At 68.7% G+C, this 25,535-nt stretch carries 31 protein-coding genes; 16 read left to right on the top strand and 15 right to left on the bottom strand.

Features of this window, described 5'->3' with window-relative positions; genetic code table 11:
- Positions 1 to 65: 65 nt before the first annotated feature.
- The gene (locus tag C468_RS13485; protein ID WP_008849456.1) at positions 66 to 518 is read right to left on the bottom strand and encodes a hypothetical protein; all 453 of its coding nucleotides are present in this window, start codon (positions 516 to 518) and stop codon (positions 66 to 68) included.
- Positions 519 to 802: 284 nt separating this feature from the next.
- On the opposite strand from C468_RS13485, the gene coxB reads away from it, so the two are divergent.
- Positions 803 to 1,570, top strand: a complete 768-nt coding sequence (gene coxB / locus C468_RS13480) for a cytochrome c oxidase subunit II (RefSeq protein WP_008849455.1) — start codon at positions 803 to 805, stop codon at positions 1,568 to 1,570.
- Positions 1,567 to 4,065: a cbb3-type cytochrome c oxidase subunit I gene (locus C468_RS13475; protein WP_008849454.1), complete on the top strand. Its 2,499-nt coding sequence runs from the start codon at positions 1,567 to 1,569 to the stop codon at positions 4,063 to 4,065. Before coxB ends, C468_RS13475 begins: the two co-directional genes overlap by 4 nt.
- Before the next feature lie 100 nt (positions 4,066 to 4,165).
- Here the strand turns inward: C468_RS13475 and C468_RS13470 are convergent, their stop codons facing one another.
- Positions 4,166 to 4,702, bottom strand: a complete 537-nt coding sequence (locus C468_RS13470) for a zinc ribbon domain-containing protein (RefSeq protein WP_008849453.1) — start codon at positions 4,700 to 4,702, stop codon at positions 4,166 to 4,168.
- A gap of 79 nt (positions 4,703 to 4,781) precedes the next feature.
- On the opposite strand from C468_RS13470, the gene C468_RS13465 reads away from it, so the two are divergent.
- Positions 4,782 to 4,970 carry a hypothetical protein gene (locus C468_RS13465; RefSeq protein WP_008849452.1) on the top strand — a complete coding sequence of 63 codons (189 nt, stop codon included), beginning with the start codon at positions 4,782 to 4,784 and terminating at the stop codon, positions 4,968 to 4,970.
- A 52-nt stretch (positions 4,971 to 5,022) separates the two neighbouring features.
- A complete protein-coding gene (locus C468_RS13460) occupies positions 5,023 to 6,015 on the top strand; it encodes an NAD-dependent epimerase/dehydratase family protein (RefSeq protein WP_008849451.1) in 993 nt (330 codons plus the stop codon).
- Positions 6,016 to 6,039: 24 nt separating this feature from the next.
- Here the strand turns inward: C468_RS13460 and C468_RS13455 are convergent, their stop codons facing one another.
- Positions 6,040 to 6,789, bottom strand: coding sequence for a GNAT family N-acetyltransferase (locus C468_RS13455; RefSeq protein WP_008849450.1), 750 nt, complete (start codon positions 6,787 to 6,789; stop codon positions 6,040 to 6,042).
- Positions 6,790 to 6,902: 113 nt separating this feature from the next.
- The gene (locus C468_RS13450; protein ID WP_008849449.1) at positions 6,903 to 7,178 is read right to left on the bottom strand and encodes a cytochrome C oxidase subunit IV family protein; all 276 of its coding nucleotides are present in this window, start codon (positions 7,176 to 7,178) and stop codon (positions 6,903 to 6,905) included.
- A 206-nt stretch (positions 7,179 to 7,384) separates the two neighbouring features.
- Here C468_RS13450 and C468_RS13445 point away from each other — a divergent pair, with 206 nt between their 5' ends.
- The gene (locus C468_RS13445; RefSeq protein ID WP_049912237.1) at positions 7,385 to 7,903 is read left to right on the top strand and encodes a hypothetical protein; all 519 of its coding nucleotides are present in this window, start codon (positions 7,385 to 7,387) and stop codon (positions 7,901 to 7,903) included.
- Between the two features lie 183 nt (positions 7,904 to 8,086).
- Here C468_RS13445 and C468_RS13440 read toward each other — a convergent pair whose 3' ends face one another.
- Positions 8,087 to 8,602 carry a halocyanin domain-containing protein gene (locus C468_RS13440; RefSeq protein ID WP_008849447.1) on the bottom strand — a complete coding sequence of 172 codons (516 nt, stop codon included), beginning with the start codon at positions 8,600 to 8,602 and terminating at the stop codon, positions 8,087 to 8,089.
- A 125-nt stretch (positions 8,603 to 8,727) separates the two neighbouring features.
- Between C468_RS13440 and C468_RS13435 the strand changes: the two genes are divergently transcribed.
- Positions 8,728 to 9,321 carry a hypothetical protein gene (locus C468_RS13435; RefSeq protein WP_008849446.1) on the top strand — a complete coding sequence of 198 codons (594 nt, stop codon included), beginning with the start codon at positions 8,728 to 8,730 and terminating at the stop codon, positions 9,319 to 9,321.
- 37 nt (positions 9,322 to 9,358) lie between these two features.
- Here C468_RS13435 and C468_RS13430 read toward each other — a convergent pair whose 3' ends face one another.
- Positions 9,359 to 9,712: a helix-turn-helix transcriptional regulator gene (locus tag C468_RS13430; protein WP_008849445.1), complete on the bottom strand. Its 354-nt coding sequence runs from the start codon at positions 9,710 to 9,712 to the stop codon at positions 9,359 to 9,361.
- Between the two features lie 56 nt (positions 9,713 to 9,768).
- The gene (locus C468_RS13425; RefSeq protein WP_008849444.1) at positions 9,769 to 10,572 is read right to left on the bottom strand and encodes an NRDE family protein; all 804 of its coding nucleotides are present in this window, start codon (positions 10,570 to 10,572) and stop codon (positions 9,769 to 9,771) included.
- A 106-nt stretch (positions 10,573 to 10,678) separates the two neighbouring features.
- Here C468_RS13425 and C468_RS13420 point away from each other — a divergent pair, with 106 nt between their 5' ends.
- The 4 genes from C468_RS13420 to C468_RS13405 all read left to right on the top strand — a co-directional run bounded on the left by C468_RS13420 (position 10,679) and on the right by C468_RS13405 (position 13,590).
- Positions 10,679 to 11,749 carry a glucose 1-dehydrogenase gene (locus tag C468_RS13420; RefSeq protein WP_008849443.1) on the top strand — a complete coding sequence of 357 codons (1,071 nt, stop codon included), beginning with the start codon at positions 10,679 to 10,681 and terminating at the stop codon, positions 11,747 to 11,749.
- Positions 11,736 to 12,371 (top strand): transcriptional regulator GfcR, encoded by a 636-nt coding sequence (gene gfcR, locus C468_RS13415; protein ID WP_008849442.1) that lies wholly within the window; start codon positions 11,736 to 11,738, stop codon positions 12,369 to 12,371. Before C468_RS13420 ends, gfcR begins: the two co-directional genes overlap by 14 nt.
- Before the next feature lie 89 nt (positions 12,372 to 12,460).
- On the top strand, positions 12,461 to 12,805 hold the full coding sequence (locus C468_RS13410; protein WP_008849441.1) for a glutaredoxin family protein: 345 nt from the start codon (positions 12,461 to 12,463) through the stop codon (positions 12,803 to 12,805).
- A gap of 215 nt (positions 12,806 to 13,020) precedes the next feature.
- On the top strand, positions 13,021 to 13,590 hold the full coding sequence (locus tag C468_RS13405) for a DUF7110 family protein (RefSeq protein ID WP_008849440.1): 570 nt from the start codon (positions 13,021 to 13,023) through the stop codon (positions 13,588 to 13,590).
- Between the two features lie 29 nt (positions 13,591 to 13,619).
- Here C468_RS13405 and C468_RS13400 read toward each other — a convergent pair whose 3' ends face one another.
- Positions 13,620 to 14,861 carry a trans-sulfuration enzyme family protein gene (locus C468_RS13400; protein ID WP_008849439.1) on the bottom strand — a complete coding sequence of 414 codons (1,242 nt, stop codon included), beginning with the start codon at positions 14,859 to 14,861 and terminating at the stop codon, positions 13,620 to 13,622.
- A gap of 181 nt (positions 14,862 to 15,042) precedes the next feature.
- On the opposite strand from C468_RS13400, the gene C468_RS13395 reads away from it, so the two are divergent.
- Entirely contained in the window at positions 15,043 to 15,759 is a 717-nt protein-coding gene (locus C468_RS13395) for a diphthine--ammonia ligase (RefSeq protein ID WP_008849438.1), read from the top strand.
- 21 nt (positions 15,760 to 15,780) lie between these two features.
- Here C468_RS13395 and C468_RS13390 read toward each other — a convergent pair whose 3' ends face one another.
- Both C468_RS13390 and C468_RS13385 read right to left on the bottom strand, forming a co-directional pair.
- Positions 15,781 to 17,034: a Glu/Leu/Phe/Val family dehydrogenase gene (locus tag C468_RS13390; protein WP_008849437.1), complete on the bottom strand. Its 1,254-nt coding sequence runs from the start codon at positions 17,032 to 17,034 to the stop codon at positions 15,781 to 15,783.
- A 67-nt stretch (positions 17,035 to 17,101) separates the two neighbouring features.
- Complete coding sequence (locus C468_RS13385) at positions 17,102 to 17,974, bottom strand: HpcH/HpaI aldolase/citrate lyase family protein (protein WP_008849436.1); 873 nt, start codon at positions 17,972 to 17,974, stop codon at positions 17,102 to 17,104.
- A gap of 128 nt (positions 17,975 to 18,102) precedes the next feature.
- On the opposite strand from C468_RS13385, the gene C468_RS13380 reads away from it, so the two are divergent.
- Positions 18,103 to 18,573 (top strand): MaoC family dehydratase, encoded by a 471-nt coding sequence (locus tag C468_RS13380; protein WP_008849435.1) that lies wholly within the window; start codon positions 18,103 to 18,105, stop codon positions 18,571 to 18,573.
- A gap of 18 nt (positions 18,574 to 18,591) precedes the next feature.
- Here the strand turns inward: C468_RS13380 and cyaB are convergent, their stop codons facing one another.
- Complete coding sequence (cyaB, locus tag C468_RS13375; RefSeq protein ID WP_008849434.1) at positions 18,592 to 19,194, bottom strand: class IV adenylate cyclase; 603 nt, start codon at positions 19,192 to 19,194, stop codon at positions 18,592 to 18,594.
- 110 nt (positions 19,195 to 19,304) lie between these two features.
- On the opposite strand from cyaB, the gene C468_RS13370 reads away from it, so the two are divergent.
- Complete coding sequence (locus C468_RS13370) at positions 19,305 to 20,222, top strand: FKBP-type peptidyl-prolyl cis-trans isomerase (protein ID WP_008849433.1); 918 nt, start codon at positions 19,305 to 19,307, stop codon at positions 20,220 to 20,222.
- 82 nt (positions 20,223 to 20,304) lie between these two features.
- Positions 20,305 to 20,565, top strand: coding sequence for a hypothetical protein (locus tag C468_RS13365; RefSeq protein WP_008849432.1), 261 nt, complete (start codon positions 20,305 to 20,307; stop codon positions 20,563 to 20,565).
- Positions 20,566 to 20,589: 24 nt separating this feature from the next.
- On the opposite strand, the gene C468_RS13360 is transcribed toward C468_RS13365, so the two are convergent.
- From C468_RS13360 to C468_RS13345, 4 genes are all read right to left on the bottom strand, one after another.
- Positions 20,590 to 21,237, bottom strand: coding sequence for an RAD55 family ATPase (locus C468_RS13360; protein ID WP_008849431.1), 648 nt, complete (start codon positions 21,235 to 21,237; stop codon positions 20,590 to 20,592).
- 139 nt (positions 21,238 to 21,376) lie between these two features.
- Positions 21,377 to 22,051, bottom strand: coding sequence for a MinD/ParA family ATP-binding protein (locus C468_RS13355; RefSeq protein WP_049912227.1), 675 nt, complete (start codon positions 22,049 to 22,051; stop codon positions 21,377 to 21,379).
- 109 nt (positions 22,052 to 22,160) lie between these two features.
- The gene (locus C468_RS13350; RefSeq protein WP_008849429.1) at positions 22,161 to 22,553 is read right to left on the bottom strand and encodes a YlbF family regulator; all 393 of its coding nucleotides are present in this window, start codon (positions 22,551 to 22,553) and stop codon (positions 22,161 to 22,163) included.
- Positions 22,554 to 22,656: 103 nt separating this feature from the next.
- Entirely contained in the window at positions 22,657 to 23,325 is a 669-nt protein-coding gene (locus C468_RS13345; RefSeq protein ID WP_008849428.1) for an alpha/beta hydrolase, read from the bottom strand.
- 145 nt (positions 23,326 to 23,470) lie between these two features.
- On the opposite strand from C468_RS13345, the gene C468_RS13340 reads away from it, so the two are divergent.
- Together C468_RS13340 and dph2 are read left to right on the top strand one after the other, a co-directional pair.
- Positions 23,471 to 24,172 carry a hypothetical protein gene (locus C468_RS13340; protein ID WP_008849427.1) on the top strand — a complete coding sequence of 234 codons (702 nt, stop codon included), beginning with the start codon at positions 23,471 to 23,473 and terminating at the stop codon, positions 24,170 to 24,172.
- Positions 24,173 to 24,283: 111 nt separating this feature from the next.
- Positions 24,284 to 25,327, top strand: coding sequence for a diphthamide biosynthesis enzyme Dph2 (gene dph2 / locus C468_RS13335; RefSeq protein ID WP_049912226.1), 1,044 nt, complete (start codon positions 24,284 to 24,286; stop codon positions 25,325 to 25,327).
- Positions 25,328 to 25,535 lie beyond the last annotated feature (208 nt).

Below are 25,535 nucleotides of genomic sequence, written 5' to 3'. Positions count from 1 at the left end.
ACGAATTCGGAGAGGGTTTCAGTTTGGAGAGGGGTTGCAAAAGCCGTCCGCCCGTCCGACCGCGGCTACCCGATGACGCCGATGAGCAGCTCGGTCACGATGAGGACGAGGAACACGAGTCCCGACGCGAACGAGCCGGCCGCGACGCCGTGTGCGTTACCGAGACCGCGGCCGCGAGCGCCGAAGTAGGCACCGAGGAAGACGAAGCCCGTCAGCAGGAGCCCGACGACGGCGTACACGGCGGTGAGAAGCGTTCCGGCGAGCGCCTCAGACACTCCGAAGTTGCCGACCGCGAGGAGCGCGACCGCGCCGATACCGACCGTGACGGCGATGAAGGCCACGGCCCAGACGACCGGCTTCCGGGCGACGTCGCTGAGCGTCCCGGTTATCGCGTCGTACCTGCTGACCGATCCGGCACCGGGAGCGGTGCGCTTCGCGCCGATCCGCGCGACGGCGACGAAGGTGGCCACGACGAGCAGCCCCATCAGTGCCGTGCTCAAGAGCGTGAGTGAGACCATGGTGAGTTCGTTGTTAGCTGGTCCGTTCCCGCGTACAAATAGCCTTCGTATGTTCCGGCGTTCACCGCTTCGTATGTTCCGGCGATCGACGCCGAATCGTTCGTACGCGCCGGGGACCGACGCCGCCGCACCCCGCCGTGGCGCTCCGTCGTGACTCCGTCTACAAAGGGATCCGGCCGCCGAGAAACACACCGTCCGGACCCCGAGAAGGGGCGCGTCCCGCTTGGCTACACAAGAGTTAACTTCGCCTTCGCTAAGGAGGGTACAAGAGCAGTGAGACGAACATGATAGATTCACTTATCCTGCAACAGGGGAGCGACTGGCGCGCGCAGGCGGAGGTCTTCGACGAGATTTTCTTCGTCTTCCTCGCGTTAGGCACCCTCGTCGGCACCATCGTCGTCGCGTACACGTTGTGGAACGTGTACAAGTACCGCGACGACGGCAGCGAGCCGAAAGAGGACTTCGACGCGCCGGAGGTCGGAGAGCTCCCGACGGGACAGGGCGGTCCGAAAGCGAAGAAGCTCTTCCTGTCGTTCGGGTTGAGCGCGATCGTTGTCATCAGCCTCGTCGTGTACGCGTACGGGATCCTCCTCTACGTCGAGGATGGGCCGGACGCCAACGATGACAACATCGAAATAACGGTCGAGGGGTACCAGTACGGCTGGGATTACGAGTACCCGAACGGCCACAGCGAGACCGGTGAGATGATCGTTCCCGCCGACACGCGGATCGACATCACGGTGACCTCACGGGACGTGTGGCACAACTTCGGCTCGTCGGAGTTACGGATAAAGTCCGACGCCATCCCCGGAGACACTAACACCAACTGGTTCTCCGTGAGTTCCGAAGAGGTCCAAGCGCAGGGCGGCGAGGCGACGTACACGGTCGAGTGCTTCGAGCTCTGCGGCCCCGGCCACTCCGCGATGGGGGGCCAGATCACCGTCATCCCCGAAGACGAGTGGGAGGAGTGGTACGAGGGGACCGGTAACGAGTCCAACGTCGAGGGCGCCGCAAACGTTAACGGCGCTGCGTACGGGGGTGTGACCGCATGAGCGAGCTACCACCGACGACCTCCGTCAAGCGCTGGTTCGTCACCACGAATCACAAGGACATCGGGATCCTGTACACCATCACCGCGCTGTTCTTCCTGCTGTTCGGCGGGGTGCTCGCCCTGCTGATCCGCCTGCAGCTGTGGGACCCGACGAGCCAGATCCTCTCCGGGCTGGCGTACAACGAGGCCGTCACCGCGCACGGGCTCATCATGGTGTTCTGGTTCCTCTCACCGTTCGGGTTCGGATTCGCGAACTACTTCGTGCCGCTGCAGATCGGCGCCGACGACCTCGCGTTCCCCCGCCTGAACGCGCTGTCCTACTGGATGTACCTCTTCTCGGGCGTCCTGCTGGGAATCAGCTTCTTCCAGGGCGGGACCCTCGACGCCGGGTGGACGATGTACGCTCCGCTCAACATCCCGATGTACACGCCGAGCATCGGGTCGACCGGGGCGGTGCTCGCGGTCGCGGTGTTCACCATCGGCATCACGGCGTCGACGGTGAACTTCCTCACGTCCATCCACCACTCGCGGGCCGAAGGGATGGGGATCATGGACATGCCGATGTTCACCTGGTCCATCCTCGCGACGGCGTGGATGATGCTGTTCGCGTTCGCGGCGCTGCTGGCCGTCGGACTCATCCTCGCGTCCGACCGCGTGCTCGGGAGCGTCTACTTCTCCGCGACCGAGGGCGGCTCCCTGCTGTGGGGCCACCTCTTCTGGTTCTTCGGCCATCCGGAGGTGTACATCGTCTTCTTCCCGGCGCTGGGCGTGATGTTGGAGCTGTTCCAGACGTTCTCCGGGCGGCGCCTCGTCGGCCGGAAGTGGGTGATCATCTCCATCTGTCTGATCTCCGTGCAGTCGTTCCTCGTGTGGATGCACCACATGTTCCTGACGACGATCAACCTGGAGATCAAGACGCTGATGATGGCGACCACCATCGGCATCTCGCTACCCTTCGACCTGCTGGTGTTCTCGCTTATCTACACGCTCATGAAGGGCCGCATCCAGTTCACGACCCCGTTCCTCTTCGCGTTCGGGGCGCTGCTGCTGTTCATCCTCGGCGGCATCACCGGGGTGTTCCTCGGCGCGATCGTGCTCGACTACGAGTTCCGCGGCACCTACTGGGTGGTCGCGCACTTCCACTACGTGATGTTCGGGGGCGCGACGGCGCTGTTCGGCGGGGCCTACTACTGGTTCCCGAAGGTGACCGGGAAGATGTACGACGAGCTGCTCGGGAAAATCCACTTCGTCATCTTCTTCATCAGCTTCAACATGGTGTACTTCTCGATGTTCCTCGGCTGGGAGACCCCCCGCCGGGTGTTCGAGTACAACCCCGAGTTCCAGATCTTCCACCAGTTCGGGACGATCGGCGCGTTCATCCTCGGATTCTCATTCTTCATCATGTTCTACAACTTCGCGAAGTCCTACGTCTCCGGCGAGCCCGCCGGGGACAACCCGTGGGACTACTCGCGGACCGCGGAGTGGGCGGTCTCCTCGCCCCCACCGCTCGAGAACTGGCCGAACCGCCCCTCGTACGCCTCCGGCAAGCTCGAGTTCGTGAAAGATTACGTGCCGGACGGCGGCCCGGCGGTCAAGGCCGACGGCGACGGCAACGCCGCCACGGACGGCGGTGACACCCACGAGGACCACATCTCGAAGTATCCGCACTGGGACAAACACCCGAGCCACGCGAGCATCTGGCCGTTCGCGCTCTCGCTGGCGCTCGGTGTCATGATGCTCGGCCTCTCCGGATTCAGCGAGTCGCTGTCGTTCGCTGTCGGCGAGTCGCTCGCGGCGACGACCATGACGGTCTCGAACCCCGTGTACCCGATACTCGTCGTCGTCGGCCTCGTCGGGTTGGTCTGGAGCGGCGTGAAGTGGGGGTTAGAAGACTTCTACGCCCCGCCCAGCGAGTTCGCCGAGCGGTGGCCCTTCGAGGGCGTCGAGAAGGTGAAGCTGGGAATGTGGTTCTTCCTGGCGTCGGACGTGATCGTCTTCGGCGCGTTCCTCTCCGCGGCCATCTTCGTTCGGTACAACGCCGGCTGGATGACGTGGGAGCCGCTGACGGAGTCGCTGCCGGGACTCATCAACACGTTCGTGCTGATCACCTCGTCGTTCACCGTGATCCTCGCGCTGGTGTTCGCCCACCGGAAGAGCCGGCAGGGAGTGCTCGCCTCGCTCGGCGCGACCATCGCGCTCGGGTTCACGTTCCTGGCGATCAAGATGTGGGAGTGGCACCACGAGATCTTCGAGGTGGGGGTCCGCCTCGCGCAGAACCCGTACGGCGACCCCGTTCAGGCGTCGATCTACTACGTGACGACCGGTCTCCACGGGATCCACGTGGTCATCGGCCTCGTTATCGCCATCTTCCTGTTCGTCCGGACGTATCAGGGGCACTACCTGAACGACGAGCGGCCGATCGAGTACTTCGGCCTCTACTGGCACTTCGTCGACATCGTCTGGGTGTTCATCTTCCCGCTGTTCTACCTCTTCTGAGGGAGCGGCGGACACCCCGACCAGATTTTCTCGACCGAACGCTCCGGTTTGATCTGTTCACCGACGGACGCGCCGTCCGGTTTCGCTCAGTGGTTCCCCGTCAGTTTTCGAGCGGCTCGGCGCACCACTGACAGAACTCCAGTTCCGCGTCCGCCTGCCGGCCGCAGTGCGGACACGAGGCGGTCTCGGAGGCCGCTCCTGTGTCCGATTCGGGCGATTCGGGCGATTCAGGCGATTCGGACGCTGACTTCGACTCGGTCGAAGCCGCCTCGGACGTGGTCCCGGTGCGCCACGCCCCCTCGGCCCCGGATCGCTGCGGCGCGGCGTCCGTGGGCCCCGCCGTCGACCGGCGCTCGTGCTTGCGGTTGTTTCTGACGGCGAGGACGTACGCGTCGACGACGCTGGCGGCGACGGCGACGAGCGCCGGGGCGACCTCGACGACGGGCGGGCGGTCGCCCGCCAGAATTCCGTCGACCGCCGCGTCCGGGACGACGAACACCAGCGTCGCGGTGATAACGACGTACCACCCGAAGGCCCGCGCCCACCGACGGAGGTATGCGTGGCCGAGCCCGGACACCACGAGCGCCAGCGCGGCCGCGAGCCACGGTCGTCGACGGGAGGTATCGGAATCGCTCATGCCGTGCACGACGGGCGCGAGCGCCGAGAAACTACCCCTCCCTCGGAGCGTTTATGTGGCCAAGACGCCGAGCGGGAGTATGTTCGGCGTGCCGACCGGAGAGTTCCTGATCGGAGTCGGGTTCGCGATCGCCGGGGTCGGAACCTGGTTCATCGGGCTCGGGATCGCGTACCTGCTGTACAGGCGGTGGCGCGGCGACGGTCCGCGAGCCGACGGGGTGGACGGTCCCGACAAGACGGGCGACGACGAGGCGCAGACGGAGAACTGACCGTTCGTTCCGGTTCGGCCACGCTTTTGAGTCCGGTCCCCGGAGAACCGGTATGACCGATACGGCGCTCGTCATCGGCGGCACCCGGTTTATCGGCCGGCACACCGTTGCAGACCTGCTCGCGAACGGCTACGAGGTCGGGATGCTGAACCGGGGCACGCGCGAGAACCCCTTCGCCGACGACGACCGCGTGACCCACGTCGAAGGCGACCGCAAGGACGATCAGGCGCTCCGGACCGCGAAGCTCTCGGTCGAGCCCGACGTCGTGATCGACTGCGTCGCTTATCAGCCGGCCGACGTGGAGGCGGCGACGGACGTGTTCGCCGACGCGGACGGGTACGTGTACGTCTCCTCGGGCGACAGCTACGCCGCCGAGGAGGTCCCGAAGCGCGAGGGGGAAACGCCGCTTCGGGCCTGCACGCCCGAACAGGCCGCCGACGACGGCTCCGAGACCTACGGGAACCGGAAGGCCGAGGGCGACCGCGCCGTCTTCGCGGCCGCCGAGGAGGGCGTTAACGCGATGGCGGTGCGCCCCTGTATCGTCTACGGCCCGTACGACTACACCGAGCGGCTCGACTACTGGATCGACCGCGTGTGCGCCCACGACCGCGTCGTCGTCCCCGGCGACGGGCAGAACCTCTGGCACCGCGCGTACGTCGAGGACGTGGCCAGCGCGCTCCGGATCGTCGCCGAGCGCGGCGAGGCCGGACGGGCGTACAACGTGGGCGACCGACGGGCGCTCACGCTCGAGGAGACGCTGGAGACGATCGCCGACGCGGCCGGCGTCGACTGCGAGGTCGTCACGGCGAGCGCCGACGCGCTGGCGGCCGGCGGCCTCGAACCGGACGACTTCGTCTTGTACCGGGAGTACCCCCACCTGCTCGACACGTGCGCGCTCGCCGACCTCGGGTGGGAGTCGACGCCCGTCGAGGAGGCGATGGCGCGGACCGTCGCCGAGCACCGGGACGCTGACCGCGACGGCAGCGAGTGGGACCCGGGCCGGGAAGCGGAGGAGCGCGTGCTGGGCGTCAAAGAGACGCTGTAGGAAGGGGGACGCGGGAGGCGCGGTTCAGTACGCCGCGTCCCACCGGGCCGGCTTGCGCCGGTTGCCGCAGTCGAGACACTCCATGCGGTCCATCGTGTCGATGGCGATGTTCGTCCCCTCGCAGTTCCCGCAGAGGTAGCCGTAGCGCCGCGAGAGCTCGGCATCGACGTACGCGACGTAAAACGGGGCCAGCGAGCCTCGATCGCTCTCGTCGAAGGCGACGTAGACGGTCTCGCCGTCCTCCGTCTCGTAGGTCCCCTCCGAGATGCCGGTCAGCCGACCGACCTGCTTTCTGTACTCCCGCTCGTCGAACGTCTCGTCGCCGATCTCGACCGCGCGCTCGCCGTCGAGGTCGTACCCCTCCCGCTCGTAGAAGGCCGTCCCGGCCTCGTTGTCGACGAGGACCCGCGCCTCGATGCGGTCGACGTCGGCCGCGCGGAGCTCCGACTCCACCCGCTCGAGGAGCTCCGAGCCGATCCCCGACTCCCTGTGGTCCGGGTGGACGTGGAGCCAGTCGATCTCGCCGACCCGCTCGCGACGGCCGACGACGTAGCTCTCGGCGAAGCCGACGATGGTCCCCTCGACGACGGCCACCGGGAACACCGTGTCGTCGCCGCCGATGTCCGCGCCGAGCTCGTCGGGGTCGTACCACTCGTCGACCGCCTCCGTCAGGAGCGATTCGTCGACGGCGTGGCCGTAGGAAGCGATCAGCGATTCGCGCGCCACAGTCCGGATCGCGTCGATGTCGTCGAGCGTCGCGGGTCGGAGATCCATACCTGCTCATTCACGCGTGGCCACAAAAAACACACAGGCGGAACGCGTCGGCGGTTGAGACGGCGCGGTGAGAACCGGAACGCGGAATAAAACCCTGAACGCTCGCGGGCGGTCTACGAGATGGAGTACGTCGCGGCGGCCATCAGCAGCATGGTGAGCGCGAGCGCGAGCCCCATCACGTAGGTGAGCGAGCGGTTCTCCCACCGGAGGTGCTGGAAGTAGGCGACGATGAGCAGCGTCTTCACCGTCGCGATCAGCAGCGTCCCGCCGAGCGCCTGGGCGTACGTGAAGTTCAGGAACTCGGCCTCGAAGAGCACGAAGTTCAGGGCGGCCGCGACCAGGAGCGCGACGTAGATCGCCGTGTACAGTTTGAGCGAGTCGTCCGACATTGCTTGCCTTCGACTTCGTCCGTGTGCTTAAAGAATTAACCATCCGGGGGGCGGATCCCCCGAGTAGCGAGACGCCTCGCCGACGCGTCGACCCGGGCGATGCCGTCGTCACCGACGCCACCGGTCGGTTCGACCGCGGATCCCGAAACGCCTATCCGCTCGACGCGCCGACTTCAGGGCGGTCGCAGCCGCCGACCGATGTCACCGTGGACCCGCTCGAACCGACGGACGATCTGCTTGAATCGCTGTACGTCGTCAACAAGGTCGCGAAGCAGTTCGCCGACGAGGCGACCGCCGCGTACGAGCGCGGCGACCTCACCGAGAGCAACGTCCGCTCGGCGCGCAAGGACGCGCTGTATCGGACCAAGACGGCCGTCCTCTCCCGCGTCGTCGCCGCCGACCCCTCCCGCGTCTCCGGGGAGTACCACGCGATCAACGGCGACGTGTGGCTCTTCTTATCGGTCGACGGATGGAAGTTCCACCAGCCGGCCTACGCGATCGGCGGGGAGCTCACTGACGCGATTGAGATCTCGAACTCACGATCGGACCCCCTCGACGCGCCGTACGAACGCGACGCGTCGGTCGAGCGCTCCGATCGGACGTTAGAGGAGTCGCTCTCGCGACTGGCCGACGCCGGCATCAACGCGAACGACCACCTCGCGCGCCCGACGGTCACGAGCGAACACGACCGGATCGTCGACGTGCGGTGGTCGTTCCTGCCGTAGCTCGCGTGGGGACGACGGTGGAGGGGGCCGTCGCGTCGCTGACGGTGCGATCGGTTGTGTCGCTGACGGTGCGTTCGGTCGCGTCGGTGACGGTACGATCGGTTGTGTCGCTGACGGTACGATCGGCCGCGTCGCTAGCGAGGGTCATCGATTCATAAAACCGAACCGTGATCGGCGGCCGAGTTACGCTTCGACGACGTCGACGGCGCCGAGCATTCCGTTCCCCTGGTGGGGGGTGCAGTAGTAGAGCTGAATCCCAGCGCTTTCGAACGACTGCTCGAAGGTCTCTCCCTGCTCGTCGACGGCGCTACCGCTGTCGAACTCCGACGCGGAGTTCTCGGCGGAGGCGACGTTGTGCGCGCCGCCCTCACCGGTCCACTCCCAGACGACGGTCGTGCCCGCGTCGACGCGGATCGCCGGCGGGTCGAAGGCGAACCCCACGTCGCCCGCGCCGACCGCGACCGTGACCTCGTCCTGTCCGGTGAAGTCCATGATCTGGCCGTCGTACAGCTGGGCGTCCGCGAGGAACTCGTCGATCTCGTCCGGAACGTCGTCGGAAGGAGACCCGCCGTCGGAGCCGTCGCCGCCGTCGGACCCGTCACCGCCGTCCCCACCGCCGGAACAGCCGGCAAGCGTTCCCAGGGTCAGCGCAGCTCCGGTTCCGGCGACGTACCGCCGTCTAGACAGTCTATCAGACATCACTACTCTGTAGGGGTTCAAGCCTTACAAACCCCTTGGTGGACCGCGTGCGACGAGACCCGGTCGGGCCGGCGAGACGCCTCGCCGTCGGCGGCTTTATTCGCGGGCGTCCCCGTGGTCGAGCCATGCGAGAGGACGAGTTGGCGACGCGCGTGGTCGACCACTACGCGGCGGTCCACGACGACCCCGAGATCCGGTTGGAGGAGCCGTACGACGCCGAGGGGCGCCGCGGGATCGTCGACGTGTACGTCCGGGTCCACACGCCGGAGCGCGTCGACCACGTCATCGAGCTCAAAGGCGACGCGGCCGTCCGGCGCGCGACCGGCGCCAACGAGGTCCTCCGGCAGTACCGCCGGATGGAGCGGTACTTCCACGCCGACGCGAGCCACGCGCTCCGCCCGAAGCTCGGGCGCACGGAACCGGGCGCGCGGTTCCGCCTCTGTTTCGCGCCGACCCCGACTTGCGTCTATCACGTCGCGACGCATCGGTCGCTGTACGGCTCCGTCGACGCGGCGACGCGGGTCGACGACGTCCCCGCGGTGCGAACGGTCGCGTTCCTCACCGGGCTCGACGGCGACCCGGCGGACCTCGGGATGGTGTCGGTCAACGGGGACGCGCCGTTCGGCTCCCCGGCGTTTTTAAACGCCGTGCCAGACGGCTCCCGGCTGGCGGAGAGCATTCGGCGGGTCGACGACGACGTGATCGACCCGGAGAACTGAAGGGATGGTCGTCTGAGGCGGTCGCCCGCCGTCCGGCTCAGTACTCCTCGTACGCGAGGTTCATCATCCACTGCGAGAAGGCGTCCGCCTGCGGGTCGACCTCCTCCTCGCCGATGAACGGCGAGAGCATGTCGCCGGCCATGAGCAGGGAGAAGTCCAGGTCGCGGGGCGCGGGTTCGAGGTAGTACGTGTTGTGGCCGTTGTAGACGGTGTCCGTGCGTTGGATGAGCCCGGACACCTCTAACGCCTCCGCGATCCGACTCCCCTTCCGCGAGGAGACGTCGAGTTCCTTCCAGAAGTCGCTCTGGTGGATGCCACCGGTCTCGCGGATGAGTTCGAGGCCGGCGTGTTCGTCCTCCGAGAGGTCGGCCTCGAGTTCGGACACGCTCATACACTACTGGGCGCCCGCGAGTCGCTTAAAACTGGCTTTCCGCGCCGTCGCCGGCGCTACGCCGATCCGCCGGATCCGAAGCCCGCCGGCAGCGACACCGCCTCCGCGGGGGTCTCGCAGGGCGGGCCGTCGGCGTAGGCGAACTCGGGAGTCCCCTCGGGACCGGGGGCGGTCCGGATCCGAGTGAACGACCGCGTCCCGAAGCCGTCGCCGTGGAGGCAGGCCCCGTACTCGTGGTCCGCCAGCGTCGCGCTGGCGCGGTCGAGCCACTCCGCACCCGTCTCGCCCGGTTCGGGCGCCGTCGCGACCGCGACCGCCCGCGCGCTGTCGGCGCGCTCCGCGCCGAACTCCCGCCGGCGCTCGGGGACCGCGAAGCGCTCGACGCCGTTGACCACGCCGCCGACGTTGCCGACGACGTGGACGCCGGGGTCGAGGCGGGTGATCGCCAGTCCGCCGTCGTACGAGAGGAGGAAGGCGGCGTCGGCGTCGGCGAGCACGAGATTGAACCCGTCGTACGACCGCGTTTCGAGGTCCCGTTCGACCCTGCGAACGGCGTCCTCCGCGGAGTCGGCCGTCAGGCAGTCGCGGACGAGCAGGCCGCGGGACCGGTCGCTCCGGCGGTCGGCGTCGAGCCACCGGTTCGTGACCGCGGCGACGACGCCCGACCCCGAGAGCCCGATCCACGTCCCGCCGGCCTCGGCGTCGCGAGGCGCGACGTAGCCATCGGCGGCGTCGTCGCTGTCGTCGCCGCCCCGAAGGGCCGGCGGTTCAGACGGTCGGTCCAGCGCTTCGTCGCGGTTCGCGGCGAGCGCAATCGGGGCGTCGCCGAACGTCCGCCACGCGAGAGTGAGCGTGCACACGGCGGTGATCCGGGGGGCGCCGCCGAAAAACCCGCGGTCTCGGTGGTGGTGAGTCTTTACTCACAATAAAAGAAATCTTTTGGTGACTGACCTCGAAGGTCATGGTATGAAAGCGATCGCCGTGTACGACGGGGCGGCCGAACCGGTCGTGACAGAGAAGCCGCGGCCGGAGCCGGCGCCCGGGGAGGCGTTGGTCCGGACCCTCCGAGTCGGCGTAGACGGGACCGACCACGAGGTCATCTCGGGGGGCCACGGCGGGGCTCCGGAGGGCGAAGACCACCTCGTGTTGGGCCACGAGGCCGTCGGCGTGATCGAGGACCCGAACGACACGCCGTTCGAGGTCGGCGACGTCGTGGTCCCGACGGTCCGACGCCCGCCGAACGGAGCGAACGAGTACTTCGCGCGGGGCGAGCCGGACATGGCGCCGGAGGGGCGGTACCACGAGCGCGGGATCGTCGGCGCGCACGGGTTCATGGCGGAGTACTTCACCAGCCCCGCGGAGTTCCTCGTCGAGATTCCGCCGGCGTTGGCCGAGTGGGGGTTCCTCGTCGAGCCCGTGTCGATCGCGGAGAAGGCGATCGAGCACGCCCACGCGAGCCGGTCGGCGTTCCACTGGGAGCCGGAGTCAGCGCTGGTGCTCGGGAACGGCTCGCTCGGGCTGTTGACGGTGGCGACCCTCGACGAGGAGTTCGATCGGATCTACTGTCTCGGCCGCCGCGAGCGCCCCGACCCGACGATCGACGTGATCGAGTCGCTCGGCGCGACGTACGTCAACTCCAACGAGACGCCGGTGCCGTCGGTGCCGGAGGACCACGAGGCGATGGACTTCGTTTTCGAGGCGACCGGCTACGCGCCCCACGCCTTCGAGACGATCGAGGCGCTCGCGCCCAACGGCGTCGGCGCGCTGCTCGGCGTGCCGAACGACTGGGAGTTCGAGATCGACGGCGGCCGGCTCCACCGGGAGTTCGTCCTCCACAACAAGGCGCTCGTCGGCAGCGTCAACTCCGGCTACGAGCACTTCGAGGCCGCCGTCGGCTCGCTGTCCCGCTTCTCCGAATCGTTCCTCGACGATCTTGTCACCGGCGTGTACGGGCTCGACGAGTTCGAGGCCGCGTTCGCGGATGACGACACGACTATTAAAACGGCGGTCGAATTCGACGTATATGAAGAACGTTGACGACCTGATAGACAGCGCGGCCGAGCTCGCGGAACACGGCCTCTCGAAGGGCGAAATCGCCGACGAACTGAACGTCTCCCGGGAGACCGCGAGCTGGCTCGTCGAGCGCGCCGGCGGGAACGACACCGGCGCCGAGCTCGCGGCGTCGACCACGACCGCCGACATCCACGTCGACTGGTCGGCGCTGGGGCGCGACTCGACGCGGCTTCGGTACGCGGCGAGCGCGATGGCCGACCTGCTGGCCAAGCAGGGGGAAGCGGTCGACCTGACGGTCGGCATTGAGAAGGCCGGCGCGCCGCTCGCGACCGCGGTCGCGAACCAGCTCGACACGGACCTGGGAACGTACGCGCCCGCGAAACACCAGTGGGACGAGGGTGACATCGACGAGCAGGGCGGCGGCTTCTCCCGGAACTTCGCCGCCATCCGCGACCGCGAGTGCTACGTCGTCGACGACATCATCACCTCGGGGACGACGATGCGCGAGTCGATCGACGCGATCCGCGAGCAGGGGGGCGAGCCCGTCGCGTGCGTCGTGCTCGTCGACAAGCGCGGGTACGACGAGATCGACGGCGTGCCGGTGTACTCGCTCGTCGACGTGGTCCGCGTCGACCGCGAGGAGTAAGGGGCGGAAACGCGCCGGGGCTCCCCGTGCTCCCGGCTACGCCGATCCCGTGCGGAACCCATTTGCGTCGCGGGTGCGTATCGCTCTCCATGACGTTCCAACCCGAGACGGACGCCGAGCCCGACGAGATCGCGGCCCGAGTCGAGGAGACGATCGCCGACAACGACGTGGTGCTGTTCATGAAAGGCAACCGCCTGATGCCGCAGTGCGGCTACTCGAAGCGCGCGGTCGAGCTGATCGGCCAGCACGTCGACGAGTTCGAGACGGTCGACGTGCTGCCGGCGCTGCCGCACTACCGCGAGGCGCTGGAGTCTCACAGCGGCTGGGAGACGATCCCACAGACGTTCGTCGACGGGGAGTTCGTCGGCGGGAGCGACGTGCTGGCGGAGCTCGACGAGCGCGGCGAGCTGGCGGCCGAGCTGGGCGCCGAGTAGACGAACCCCGCCTCGACGCGCCTCTCGATCGCCGGCAGACACCGAGGCGACGTCCCCGAAACGGTCGGCACCGCCTCCGCTCCGGGGCGTTGCGGCTCCGATCTCGGAGAATCGAAGGGCAGGCCATATAAACCCACGGGCCGTAGAGTCGGTAGGTGCAGCAGTCGCCGCTGCCGCCGTGCTGATCGGTTCGACCCCACTTCACCCAATCAACAATGACAGGCCGCGTGTTCAGACTTCATTCGACGCTCGAACTGCCACTCGAAGACGTGGAGACGTACTTCGAAGAAGATCCCGACCTCCCCCCGGAGATCGACGACATCGACATCACGCGTCGAAACAACACCCTCATCATCAAGGCCCTGTCCGACGACGAGTCAATTAGCAAGTACACGCCGACAGCCCAGCTGAAGGCGTCGGTCACCGAGACCCGCGTGTGGGAGGAAGAACCTCCGCGCGCCGGCGGCCCGCAGTGGATGGACGACGAGGAGGAGGAGATCCCCTCCGAGCTCGTCGAGTTCGCCTGCTTCAAGGGTGACCGCGAGACCGTCCTGCAGAACTCCGCGCTCCAGTACCCGATGTTCCTCGTACTCCGCAAGATCGCGACCCTCTCCGAGAAGGGGACGCTGACGGCGATCACCGAGGAGGACGGCGAGCTGGAGGCGACCCGCATCGTCGAGGGAGAACCGCGTCCCGCGAGCATCGAGGTCGTCGAGAGCCCGCAGGGGGCGGGTGACGGCGACGGCGGGGTCAACTGGCGCGATAACGAGTTCATCTCGGACTGAGACCGGCGCCGCCGCGGCGTCGATCGGTGTCAGTGGTCGGTCGACGGCGGCGTCGCGCGGCGGTTCATCGCAGCGAAACCTCTTTTTAAGTCCGCGATCAGGTCGTCCGTTCCCTCGATACCGACCGAAACGCGGAGGAGCGTGTCGGAGATCCCCAGCGCTTCGCGCTCCGCCGCCGACAGCGGCTCGTGGGTCATCGCGGCCGGCAGCTCGATCAGGCTCTCGACGCCGCCGACGGAGACCGCGAGCGTGAACACCGATAACGCCTCGACGAACCGCTTCGCGTCGTCGATTTCTCCGTCGAGTTCGAACGAGAGGATCCCGCCGAAGCCGGACATCTGCTCGCGAGCGAGCTCGTGGTCCGGGTGGGTCGGCAGACCGGGGTAGTACACGTCGGTCACCGCCGGTCGCTCGTCGAGGAACTCGGCGACGGCCGTCGCGTTCGCTTCGTGCCGGTCCATCCGAGCGGCGAGCGTCTTCGTGCCGCGTAACACGAGGTAGCTGTCGAACGGGCCGCTCACGGCGCCCACGCCGACCTGCTGGAGGAACCGGATCTCCTCGGCCAGCGCGTCGTCGTCGGTGACGACCGCGCCGGCGATGGCGTCCGAGTGGCCGTTGAGGTACTTCGTCGTGCTGTGGACGACGACGTCGGCACCCAGTTCGAGCGGCCGCTGGAAGTACGGGCTCGCGAACGTGTTGTCCACGCCGAACAGCACGTCTCGGTCCGCGACCAGGTCGGCGATACCGGCGATGTCACACAGCGCGAGTTTGGGGTTCGTCGGTGACTCCATCCAGACGACGGCGGTCTCCTCGCGGAGCGCGGCCGCCACGTTCGCCGTGTCAGTCGCGTCGACGTAGGTGACGTCGACGCCGAGGCGCGACCGGAACACGTCGTCGAGCATCCGACGGGTGCCGGCGTACAGGTCCTCGAAGGCGACGACGTGGTCGCCGGGAGTGAGTCGCGCGAGCAGGGTCGTGAAAATCGCCGCGGTGCCCGAGGCGAACGCGGCGCCGTGCGCGCCCCCCTCGAGCGCGGCGAGCCGAGTCTCCAACGCGTGACGGGTCGGGTTCGACAGCCGGCCGTAGACGAACTCGCCGGCGCTCGGATCCACGTCGTCGAGTCGCATCTCGGTGTCGAGACCGGGAAGCGCGAACGTCGACGAGAGGTGGACGGGCGAGACGACGTCGCCCGCTTCGCTGCCGTTCCCGAACGGTTCCTCGCCTTCCGCGACGGCGGTCGTGTCGAGCGACGGCTCCGGTTGGTCCTCCATACGCGAACTCCGACGCGCAGTCGCTAATATATTGTTATTTTTCATTAATAATAGCGGTTCGGCGGATAACTCTCGGAGATATCGCCGTTCGATCGACGGATCGCCGCGTCGCGGTCGGCTCGGTCGACGACCGTCAACCCGGACCGCCGACGCTTTAGGCGCGCCGAGCGTTCTCCCACCAATGACCGACGACTGGGTGAGCCTCTTTTCGGGCGGGAAAGACTCCTCGTGGGCGCTGTACCGCGCGCTGGAGGAGGGACTCGACGTCTCGCGGCTCCTGACGGTCCACCCCGCGGGCGACTCGTACATGTACCACACGCCGGCGACCGAGCTGGCCGAGCTCGCGGCCGAGAGCGTCGGGATCGACCTCGTCGAGGTGTCTCCCGACGACTTCGGAGCTGACGACGTCGACGACGCGGGCGCGCAGGGAGACGCCGAGCTGGAGCCGATGGAGGCGGCGCTCCGCGAGATCGCCGCCGAGGACGACGTCGACCTCGCGGGCGTCACCGCCGGCGCGGTCGAGAGCGAGTTCCAGACGAGCCGCATTCAGGGGATGTGCGACCGCCTCGGGATCGACCTCTTCGCGCCGCTGTGGCGGGAGGACCCGGTCGCGCTCGCCGAGTCGATGTTCGACGCGGGCTTCGAGATCCGGATCGTGCAGGTGGCCGCCTACGGGCTCGACGAGTCGTGGCTCGGCCGCCGGTACGACGCCGACGCGCTGGCCGAGCTCGTCGACCTGCGCGAGGAGTACGGGGTCCACCCGCTCGGCGAGGGCGGAGAGTTCGAGACGTACGTCGTCGACGGGCCGCACATGGACCGCCGGATCGACATCGAGTACGACGCGGTGTGGGAGGGCGACCGCGGTCACGTCGAGATCCGGAACGCGCGGCTGGGTTAGAATTCCTCCCTGAGGCGACAGTTACGGCCAGTTGCCGGCCTGATCGGCGGCGTCGACGATTCGATCGATGGCGACGACGTACGCCGCGGTTCGGAGGTTCGGCGTGTCGCGCGCCTCGTAGGCGTCGACCATCCCCTCGAACGCCTCGGTGATCACGCGCTCTAACTCCTCGTTCACGCGCTCTTCCGTCCAGTAGAACCGCTGTCGGTTTTGGACCCACTCGAAGTACGAGACGGTGACGCCGCCGGCGTTCGCGAGGATGTCGGGGACGACGTACACGTCCTGCTCGACGAGCGCGTCGTCGGCGTCCGGCGTGAGCGGTCCGTTCGCGGCCTCGACGACCACGTCGGCGCGCACGTCGACCGCGAGGTCGCCGTCGATCGCGTTCTCCAGCGCCGCCGGCACGAGGATGTCGACGTCGAGCGTCAGCAGCTCCTCGTTCGTGAGCGACCCCGCGTCGTCGTACTCGGTCACTGAGCCCGTCTCCGCCTTGTGTGATTTCACCGACCGGGGGTCGAGGCCGTCGGGCGCGTGGATACCGCCGGAGGAGTCGGACACCGCGACCACGTCAGCGCCGAGGTCGTCGAGCAGCGCGGCGGCGACCGAGCCCGCGTTCCCGTATCCCTGCACGGCGACCGTCGCGCCCGCGAGGTCGCGGTCGAGCCAGTCGAACGCCTCCCGCGCGGCGAGCGCGACGGAGCGGCCGGTCGCCTCGACGCGTCCCTCGCTGCCGCCCGAGTCGAGCGCCTTCCCGGTGATGACGCCGGGTGCAGTCGTGTTCTCTAAGGTCTCGTAGGTGTCTTTGATCCAGTTCATCTCCCGCTGGCCGGTGTTGACGTCGGGCGCGGGGATGTCGCGGTCCTCGCCGATCAGCGGCCGGAGCTCGGTCGCGAACGCGCGAGTGAGACGCTCCAGCTCGGCCTCGGAGTAGTCGGCGGGGTCGATCGCGATCCCGCCTTTCCCGCCGCCGTACGGGACGTCGACGACGGCGCACTTGTACGCCATCCAGCCGGACAGCGCCTTCACCTCGTCGCGGGTGACGCCCGGATGATACCGGATGCCGCCCTTGTACGGGCCGCGGTCGCCGTTGAACTGCGAGCGGTACGCCCGGACCGTCTCCAGCGATCCGTCGTCGAGCTCGAACGTGAGGTTCGTTTCCAACACTCGCTCGGGGTTCTTCAGGCGCTCGAGGACCCCCGCGGACGCGTCGAGGAACGCCGCCGCGTCGTCGACCTGCTCTCGGAGGTTCTCGAAGGGATTGGCTTGGTCGCTCATGTCTCAGTCTCCCGGGGGGTTGAGGTTAACTGTGGCGGACGGCTCGGTTCTTGTCTCGACCGGTGCCCTACCGATCGCCCGCGCCGGCGCGCTCGACGATCCGCTCCGCCTGCGCGATCAGGGGCGCGTCGATCATCTCGCCGTCGACCTCGAAGACGGCCCGACCCTCTCGGTCCGCGGCGTCGCGGGCGTCGAGCACCGCCTCGGCCCACTCGACCTCTTCGGGGTCCGGCGTGAACGCCGCGTTGATCGGGTCGACCTGGTCCGGGTGGATCGCCAGCTTCCCATCGTAGCCGAGCGTGAGGGCGAACGCGGCGTCGTCGTGGAGCCCGTCGATGTCGGTGAAATTGGTGTACAGCGTGTCTATCGCGTCGATATCGGCCGCGCCGGCCGTGAGGACGACGTGCTCGCGGGCGTACAGCACCTCGGTCCCCTCGTCGGTGCGGGTCGCGCCCACGTCGGCCGCGAGGTCCTCGGCGCCGAAGACGAGCGCGTCGGTCCCCGGGGCCGCCGCGATCGACTCGGCGGAGAGGACTCCGCCGGCGGTCTCGACCAGCGCGAACACGGCGAGGTCGAGCCCGCGGTCCGCGCAGAGCGACGCCGCCCGCTCGACGCGGTCCGGCGACTCGACCTTCGGGAGCATCACCGCGTCGAGGCACGGATCGGCGCGGCGATCGGTCGCCGGCCGCTCACCCGCCCCGACCAGCGCGTCGAGGTCGACCGCCGGCTCGGAGGCGGTGAGCCGGACGCACACCTCCGCGTCGGGGGCGAAGTCGGGGTCGGCGAGCACCGCGCGAACCGACTCGCGGGCCTCCGCCTTCCGGTCGGGGGCGACCGCGTCCTCCAGATCGAAGCAGATCACGTCGGCGCCGGCGCGGGGGGCCTTGCGCATGAGCTCCGGACGGTCGCCCGGCGAGAACAGCAGGCTTCGTCGTGCCATGTCGGGCGGTCCGGCCGCATCGACATAAATCGTCCCGACGGCGACGCCGGCCGGTCGGCTCGTCGTCCAACGCGCCGCGCGACCGGCGGAGCGGTAGCGATTTGCCGCCGGCGGGAGACGGTGGCGCCATGCCCGGACGCTACTACGAGGAGTTCGCGGTCGGCGAGGCGATCGAGCACGCGACGCGACGAACGATAAGCGAGGCCGACAACCAGCGGTTCTGCGACATGACGATGAACCAGCAGCCGCTCCACCTCGACGCCGACTTCGCCGAGGGGACGCAGTTCGGCGAGCGACTCGTCAACGGCCTGTACACCATGTCGCTCGCGGTCGGCGCGTCGATCCCGGAGACGACAGACGGGACCATCGTCGCGAACCTCTCGTACGACGCGGTGGAACATCCGAACCCGGTGTTCCACGGCGACACGATCCGCGCGCGGTCGACCGTCACGGACAAGCGCGAGACGAGCGACGGCGAGCGCGGCGTGGTGACGATGCACGTGGAGGCGTTCAAGATCGTCGAGGACGGCGACGACGTGCTCGTCTGCGAGTTCGACCGGACCGTGCTCTCGGAGAAGCGACCGAGAGACGGGGAGTGAACGGGGCCGCGGGACGACTCAGTCGGTCGCCTCGTCGTCGGCCAGCAACAGCCCGAGGTACGACGTACGGACCTGCGAGTCGCCGTCGAGACCGAGGCGGTCGAGGGCCTCCAACGCCTCGTCGCGGGTGGCCTCGATCACGCCCTCGTCGTCGACCTCGCGCTCGATCTCGACGAACTCGCCGACGCCGTCGACCGCGTCGACGGTCACGGTGAACCCCGCGAACGACCAGAACTCGCGGCGCTTCTCGACGACCGCGGCCGGCTCGAAGCCGAGCCCCGAGAGCACGCCGGCCATCGCCTCGCCGTCGTCGACGGCGGTCTCGTGTTCGACGCGCGTCTTCGACCCCGCGTCGAGCAGCGGTCCCTTGTAGGTGACCTTCGTCGTTTCCGGCGCCGAGTCCGCGGTCGACCGCGTCCCGGCGGCCGACCCGATCCCGTCGGGAAGCGGGCTCTCGCGCCGGACCCGGAGCGCCTCGTCCGTCTCCGCAAAGTCGCGGTGCGGAGCGTCGTAGTACGCGTCCCGCTGACTGCGGGCGTCGACGCGCTCGGCGCCGGCCTCGCGCAGTCGCTCGCGGACCGCATCGGCGTCGGCCGGCACCTTGATCTCGACCTCGTACATACCACCGGGTCCGCCGGGACGGTTCTTAAGCGCGATGGGACGCGCTCGTCGCCGTCGCCGGTCCGTGCCGAACCGTGCGCCTTAAGGGTGTAACAGGAGACGTTCAGGGTATGAGCGATCAGGAGCAAGCGGACGCGGCCGAGGACGCCGACGAGGCCGAGACCGAGGGACTCGCCGACGGCGACTTCGTGCGCGTCGCGTACACGATCCGAACCGCCGACGACGACCGCGTCATCGACACGACCGACGAGGCGGTCGCCGAGGACGCGGAGATCGACACCGAGGAACACGAGTTCGAGCCGCGCGTCATCGCGCTGGGCGCGGGTCACGTGTTCCCGTCGGTCGACGAGGCCTTCATCGGCGCCGAGGTCGGCGACGAGGGCGTCGTCGACGTGCCCGCCGAGGACGCCTTCGGCGAGTACGATCCGGACGAGGTCGAGACCGTCAAGGCCGACAAGATCCCGGAGGACAGCCGCTACCCCGGCGCACAGGTCCAGATCGACAACCAGCAGGGCTACCTCGAGACGATCATCGGCGGCCGCGCCCGCGTCGACTTCAACCACCCGCTGGCCGGCGAGGACCTCGAGTACGAGTACGAGATCATCGAGGCCATCGACGACCGCGAACAGCAGGCCGCCGGCATGCTCGGGATGTACCTCCAGGAGGCTCCCGAGGTCCGGATCGAGTCGGTCACCGAGGAGGAGGAGACCGTCACCGAGGACGACGACGGCGAGGAGGTCGTCGAGACCGAGGCGGTCGAGAAGGACGTCCTCTACGTGACGGCCACGCAGGCGATGCAGATGAACCAGCAGTGGATGTTCCAGAAACAGCAGATCGCGCAGGACCTCATGGGCCGGCTCGACCTCGACCGCGTCGTGGTCGAGGAGGTCATCGAGGGCGGCGGCATGGGCGGTCTCGGCGGCATGATGGGCGGCATGGGCGGCGCCGGTGCCGGCGACATCGAGGAGGCGCTCGAGGACGTCGACGTCGACGCCGACGAGATCGTCGACGAGATCGACGACGAGTAAGCCGGGCCGCGGCCAGCCCCGCGGAATCGCCGCGCGAACGCGAACCGATCCCTTTTGAACAGCGGTCGACCCACTGAGAGACATGGAAATCGAACGTGCGCGTGACGACCTCATCGTCGCCGCGAGCGCCGGGGGCGCGACGATCGCGATAGCGCTTCTGTCCGGGGTCGCCGGGGTCGCCGACGTGCCGACCCTGCCGGCGCTGGCACCGCTGGTCGTCTACGCGGGCTACCTCTTCTCGCGGAAGGGCGGACCGTACGGCCCGCTCGACCGGCCGCGGAACTGGGCGGCGGTCGCGGTGCTCGTCGGCGTCGTCGTCGTCGCTGCGGCGTCGGTAGCGTAGAGCGGAAGGATCGGCCTCACCGAGTCAGGCGATGTCGCGGCTCGTGTCCACCGACACGGTGTCGGTGAGCTTCAGTTTGAGTGGCTCTTCGAGCGCCGCGCCGCCGCGGAACTTCGGGACGATCAGTCGGTTCACGATCTCCGTGCCGGTCACGGTCGTCCGGAGGTCGAACACCACGTCCGCGACCTGCTCGGTGACGACGCGGTTCTCGCCGCTCTCGCTTTTAAATGCGTGTATCACCGCGATGCCGCCGGCGTCGGCGATGCGTCCGCGGAGGTCGGTGAGGAACGGGCCGTAGCGCGACCGGTCGGTCGCCTCCAGCGGCTCGACGGAGTCGACGACGAGCGTGGCCCGCTCGGGGAGGTCGGCGGCGGCCGCCAGCACGTCGTCGATCGGGTTTTTGGGGTCCGTCTCCTCGACGACCGTGCCGGCGTCTCCCCCCTCGGCGGCCTCCCCGCTCTCCGCCGCTCCGTCGAGCGTGAGACTCGCCTCGACCGCCTCGGCCGACCGCACCGTCGTGAGGTAGCGACACTCCCGCGGGCGCGAGAACCGGTCCACGATCAGCTCCGACTGGCTCGCCGGGTCCGCCTTCAACACGACGACGCTGCCGCTCGGGAGCCCGCCGCCGAACTCCCTGTCGAGCACGGAGATCCCGGTCGGGAGCGTCTCCATACATCCGCTGCCGGCTCCGGAGGTTTGGCTCTGTCGGTGGGTGACGAGCGCCCGACGCGAGCCCGAGCCGCCGTTCACGTCCGGCGCTCTCCGGCCCCTCGTTTTCGTCCGCCCGGGGCGTTTGGACGGGAGCCGGAGGTCACGCGACCCGCCACCGGTCCGCCCCGTACTCATCGACGATCCGGCTCGCGAGGTCGTCGTGAGCCGATCGAACCGAGGGGGCCGCGAGGGGCTCGGGGTCGGCCGGAGGGACCCGTCCGAGCACCGGACAGCCGAGCAGATCCCCCACCCCGTCCGGAACCGACTCGGCTCGAACGGCGACGACGCCGACCGGGGGACAGTCCAGCCGCCGCGCGAGCGCCGCCGTCTTCGCGGCGTCGCGGAGCGCCGCCCGTCGGAGCGGCGTCGCGAGGAGACACCGGTCGGCGACCCGGAGCGGCGCCGCGGCGTCGGGCGACGCCCCCGCCGGACAGTCGAGAAGGGTGGGAGAGTCGTCGGGGGCCGCCTCGGCCAGCGCGCCGAGAACTCGCCCCGCGTCGAGGTCCCCGGGCCGGTCCGGCGCCGAAAGCACCGTCGGTCCCCGCCGATCGGGACGGAGCTCGCCGGCCGGCCGAACGGCGTCGACCACGGTCGGCGCGCGCGCGGCGGGCTCGCCGCCATCGGCGGTCGCGCTCGCCAGCCGCGCGAGGTTCGGGAGGTCCCAGTCCGCGTCGGCTGCGACGACGGGAGCGCCCCGCCGCGACAGCGCCCGCGCGAGCCCCAGCGTGGTGGTCGTCTTCCCGCTTCCGCCCTTTCCGCCGGCCACGGCTATCACGCGCCGGAGTGCGGCGCGATCGCTGATAAATGACGGGACGGAAAGCGGACTGCGGGATGACCGGACGAAAAGCGGACTACGGGACGAAGGGAAACGGAACCGGAACGGCTCAGTCCTGACAGCAGCCGCCGGCCTCGCCGCCGAAGTCGACCGCGAGCGGCTCCGAGATCGCCTCGTTCACGGCTTCGAGGGTGTCGGTCAGCTCCTCCTGCGCGTCGAGGAACTCGCTCATGACGGGCATCGAGTGGAGTTCGGCCTGCGCTTCCTGCACCTTCTTCAGCCCGGATTTCGTCGCCTGTCCGGTCTCTCGGGACTGCATGAACTCCGCGCGGATCTGCTCGAACTCATCGATCTTCGCTTGGACCTCCTCGTCGCGCTGGACCGCTTCGCGAGCCGCCTCGAAGCGCTCGTACTCCGCCGTTCGGGCGATGCGCTCGCCGAGCTCGCGACCGAGGTCCTCGATTGCGGCCTGTTCGTCGGAAGAGGCCTGTTCGACGCTCATACCGTATCCTCGGGACGGATCGGTTTTAACCTGCCGGAGCCGGGGGTGTCGCCGGGCACAGGCCGGCTCCGACCGGCTTCCACGGGGCGTGGAACGGCTCCGTTCACGCCTCCTCTGCGACCTGCGACTCGACGAACGCGACGACGTCGCGCAGCTCCTGTTGGCCGATGCCGTGGCCACCCGGGTAGCTCCCGCGGGTGACCGCGGCACCGATCTCGTCGAACCTGTCGGCGGCGGCGGTCGACCGCGATTCCGGGATCACGCGGTCTCCGGCCCCGGCGCCGACGAACACGGGCTTGCCCTCGATCCCGGCCGGTTCGAGGTTGGCGTGCGCGTCCGCGAGGTAGCCGTGCAGCGCGACGACCCACGCGTAGCGGTCCGGGTCCTCCAACGCGAGCGAGAGGCTCGTGATCGCGCCCTGACTGAACCCGAGCAGGCCGAGTCGGTCGGGATCGAGACCGTACGACTCGACCGCGGCGTCGACGCTCTCGGCGACCAAGTCGAGGCTCCGTCGGAACTCCGCCGCGTGCGGCTGGCTCGATTCGAGGCCGCCGGCGGACAGGTCGAGCTCGTACCACGTGTACCCGCCCTGCAGCGGGTCGGGGGCGCGTAGGCTCACGACGTGCAGCTCGTCCGGGAGGTGTCGCGCGACCGGCAGCAGGTCCTCTTCGTCGGCGCCGCGGCCGTGCAGCACGAAGACGGCGGGAGCGAGTTCGTCGTCGAACCCGTGGTCGGGGGCGACGTGAATGTGTTGCAGCGGAATCTCGGACATGTCCCTGCGGTTGGTCGGCTCGGCGGTTGTATCCGTCGGCCGCGGCAGCGCGCGGTCTGGGGGATCGTCGCCGACGGTCGGTAGAGCCGCGACCTCCGCTCGTTCGCGCGTGAGTTATTTGGCGGTCGCGGCGAGAGTTCGGGCCATGCGTCCTCGCACCATCGCCGCGGCGACGGCGATTCTCCTCCTCGCGGCCGGAATCGCCGCCGCACCGGCGGCCGACGCGCGCGCACCGCCGACGCCGATATGCGGCGTCTGTGAACTCGACCGAACGACGCCGGACGGCACGCCCGTGGCCGCCGGCGAGAGCGCGCTGACCGTCACGCTCCGCGGGAACGGGTCGACGACGTGGGAGGCGCGGGTGGACCTCGCGGCCGGTAGCGACGCGCTCGCGGCGAACGAGTCGCTTCGGCAACGGGTCGTGTCTGCGGCAATTCGAGACGGGATCGCGGAGCCGAGAGACGTTAACGCTCGGGTCGACGGCGACACTCTCCTCGTCGACTACCGGGACCCGAACGCCACGGAGCGACACCTCGGCGTCGTGGTGTTCACGCCGCTGACGCCGGCGTCTCCCTCGGTCCCGTTCGCCATCGGCGGCGAGGGGCCGCGGTACCTCGGCGCCGATCGGGTGACCGTCCGCGGGGAGTCAGGGTGGGAGGTCCGCGGCGACGCGAGCGCGAGCGATTCTGGTGGGCGCCTCGTCTGGACCCGTGACGGCACCGAGCCCGATGACGAGGGACGGGTGTTCGTCGACGTCGATCGGGACCCGGTCGCCGTCGAGGAGGGCTCGGTGCTAGCTGGCGGGCGAGCGTGGGTCGGTCGCTTGCTCACCGGAAACAACTTCTGAGGGGGCGGGGTCGCCGTGACGTTCACGAACGTCGTGAACATCACGAACGTCTCGGACGGTACCCGCAGTCGAACGCGCCGTTTAACCGTCCTGCCGCACAATTCGGTCCATATGAGCGGCTCCACGGAGGGCGACCTCACGAAAACGGGGATGGCCCTGAAACACGACCGCGAGTGGGACTACGAACTCGATCGGATCGTCGAGGCGATCGAGGAGCGCGACGCCTCCAAGGTCGGCCTCCAGTTCCCGGAGGGACTCAAGCGCCGCGGCCCCAAGGTCGCCGACGACCTCCGCGAGGTGGCGCCGGACGACGTCACGTTCATGCTGTCTGGCCAGCCCTGTTACGGCGCCTGCGACCTCGACACGTACCTGATGCGCCGGACGGACGTGTTCGTCCACTTCGGTCACACGCCGATGAAGGAGTCCGACAGCATCGTCTACGTGCCCCTGTTCTCGAACGTCGACCCATTCCCGATCATGGAGGACGCGCTGGCGGAGGAGCTCACGGCTCCGGAGGAGGACGCCGACGTTGGCCTCGTCACGACCGCCCAGCACATGAACCGGTTCGAGGAGATGACCGACTGGCTCGAGGAGCGCGGCTACGAGGTCCACACTCGCCGCGGGGACGACCGGCTCACGAAGGAGGGGCAGGTGCTCGGCTGCAACTACGCCTCCGCGGACATCGACGCCGAACAGGTGCTGTACGTCGGCGGCGGGAAGTTCCACCCGGTCGGGCTCGCGATGGAACACCCCGACAAGCGCGTCGTCATCGCCGACCCCGTCAACAACGCGGTCTCGGTCGCGGAACACGACCAGTTCCTCAAGCAGCGCTACGCCTCGGTTCACAAGGCTATGGGCGCCGAGAAGTGGGGCGTCATCTTCTGTACGAAGATCGGTCAGGGCCGCTGGGAGACGGCCCAGGAGATCGTCGAGAACAACGAGAACGCCTACCTGATCACGATGGACGAGGTGACCCCGGACCGCCTCCGCAACTTCGACATGGACGCGTTCGTCAACACCGGCTGTCCCCGGATCACGACCGACGACGGCCCGCGGTTCCACAAGCCCATGTTGACCCCGGGCGAGTACGAGGCCGCGATCGGCGAGAAACCGCTCGACTCGATCGAGTTCGACACGTTCCACGACACCTGGTAAGCCCTCCGGGTCACTCCAGGCGTTCTCCTTGCACTCCAGGCGTTCTCCTTGCACTCCCGGTAGATATAGGTCACGCGGACACAGGATGGACACACAAGTGCCGAAATGGAGTCATCGAGCGACGGTGTCGCGATCGTCCTCGTCGCGAGGACACCGGAACGAGCGGCCGAGATAGAGCGGTCGCTGGAGCGCGAAGACGGTCGTTTCG

It is taken from the genome of Halorubrum kocurii JCM 14978 (genome assembly GCF_000337355.1).
Taxonomy (GTDB): Archaea; Halobacteriota; Halobacteria; order Halobacteriales; family Haloferacaceae; genus Halorubrum; species Halorubrum kocurii.
This window is presented reverse-complemented; position numbering and strand designations above follow the sequence as displayed.

Bases quoted from the DNA above. Each gene is read 5' to 3' on its own strand.
- C468_RS13485 (WP_008849456.1), bottom strand. From the start codon at position 518: ATGGTCTCACTCACGCTCTTGAGCACGGCACTGATGGGGCTGCTCGTC.
- coxB (WP_008849455.1), top strand. From the start codon at position 803: ATGATAGATTCACTTATCCTGCAACAGGGGAGCGACTGGCGCGCGCAG.
- C468_RS13475 (WP_008849454.1), top strand. From the start codon at position 1,567: ATGAGCGAGCTACCACCGACGACCTCCGTCAAGCGCTGGTTCGTCACC.
- C468_RS13470 (WP_008849453.1), bottom strand. From the start codon at position 4,702: ATGAGCGATTCCGATACCTCCCGTCGACGACCGTGGCTCGCGGCCGCG.
- C468_RS13465 (WP_008849452.1), top strand. From the start codon at position 4,782: ATGTTCGGCGTGCCGACCGGAGAGTTCCTGATCGGAGTCGGGTTCGCG.
- C468_RS13460 (WP_008849451.1), top strand. From the start codon at position 5,023: ATGACCGATACGGCGCTCGTCATCGGCGGCACCCGGTTTATCGGCCGG.
- C468_RS13455 (WP_008849450.1), bottom strand. From the start codon at position 6,789: ATGGATCTCCGACCCGCGACGCTCGACGACATCGACGCGATCCGGACT.
- C468_RS13450 (WP_008849449.1), bottom strand. From the start codon at position 7,178: ATGTCGGACGACTCGCTCAAACTGTACACGGCGATCTACGTCGCGCTC.
- C468_RS13440 (WP_008849447.1), bottom strand. From the start codon at position 8,602: ATGTCTGATAGACTGTCTAGACGGCGGTACGTCGCCGGAACCGGAGCT.
- C468_RS13435 (WP_008849446.1), top strand. From the start codon at position 8,728: ATGCGAGAGGACGAGTTGGCGACGCGCGTGGTCGACCACTACGCGGCG.
- C468_RS13430 (WP_008849445.1), bottom strand. From the start codon at position 9,712: ATGAGCGTGTCCGAACTCGAGGCCGACCTCTCGGAGGACGAACACGCC.
- C468_RS13420 (WP_008849443.1), top strand. From the start codon at position 10,679: ATGAAAGCGATCGCCGTGTACGACGGGGCGGCCGAACCGGTCGTGACA.
- gfcR (WP_008849442.1), top strand. From the start codon at position 11,736: ATGAAGAACGTTGACGACCTGATAGACAGCGCGGCCGAGCTCGCGGAA.
- C468_RS13410 (WP_008849441.1), top strand. From the start codon at position 12,461: ATGACGTTCCAACCCGAGACGGACGCCGAGCCCGACGAGATCGCGGCC.
- C468_RS13405 (WP_008849440.1), top strand. From the start codon at position 13,021: ATGACAGGCCGCGTGTTCAGACTTCATTCGACGCTCGAACTGCCACTC.
- C468_RS13400 (WP_008849439.1), bottom strand. From the start codon at position 14,861: ATGGAGGACCAACCGGAGCCGTCGCTCGACACGACCGCCGTCGCGGAA.
- C468_RS13395 (WP_008849438.1), top strand. From the start codon at position 15,043: ATGACCGACGACTGGGTGAGCCTCTTTTCGGGCGGGAAAGACTCCTCG.
- C468_RS13390 (WP_008849437.1), bottom strand. From the start codon at position 17,034: ATGAGCGACCAAGCCAATCCCTTCGAGAACCTCCGAGAGCAGGTCGAC.
- C468_RS13385 (WP_008849436.1), bottom strand. From the start codon at position 17,974: ATGGCACGACGAAGCCTGCTGTTCTCGCCGGGCGACCGTCCGGAGCTC.
- C468_RS13380 (WP_008849435.1), top strand. From the start codon at position 18,103: ATGCCCGGACGCTACTACGAGGAGTTCGCGGTCGGCGAGGCGATCGAG.
- cyaB (WP_008849434.1), bottom strand. From the start codon at position 19,194: ATGTACGAGGTCGAGATCAAGGTGCCGGCCGACGCCGATGCGGTCCGC.
- C468_RS13370 (WP_008849433.1), top strand. From the start codon at position 19,305: ATGAGCGATCAGGAGCAAGCGGACGCGGCCGAGGACGCCGACGAGGCC.
- C468_RS13365 (WP_008849432.1), top strand. From the start codon at position 20,305: ATGGAAATCGAACGTGCGCGTGACGACCTCATCGTCGCCGCGAGCGCC.
- C468_RS13360 (WP_008849431.1), bottom strand. From the start codon at position 21,237: ATGGAGACGCTCCCGACCGGGATCTCCGTGCTCGACAGGGAGTTCGGC.
- C468_RS13350 (WP_008849429.1), bottom strand. From the start codon at position 22,553: ATGAGCGTCGAACAGGCCTCTTCCGACGAACAGGCCGCAATCGAGGAC.
- C468_RS13345 (WP_008849428.1), bottom strand. From the start codon at position 23,325: ATGTCCGAGATTCCGCTGCAACACATTCACGTCGCCCCCGACCACGGG.
- C468_RS13340 (WP_008849427.1), top strand. From the start codon at position 23,471: ATGCGTCCTCGCACCATCGCCGCGGCGACGGCGATTCTCCTCCTCGCG.
- dph2 (WP_049912226.1), top strand. From the start codon at position 24,284: ATGAGCGGCTCCACGGAGGGCGACCTCACGAAAACGGGGATGGCCCTG.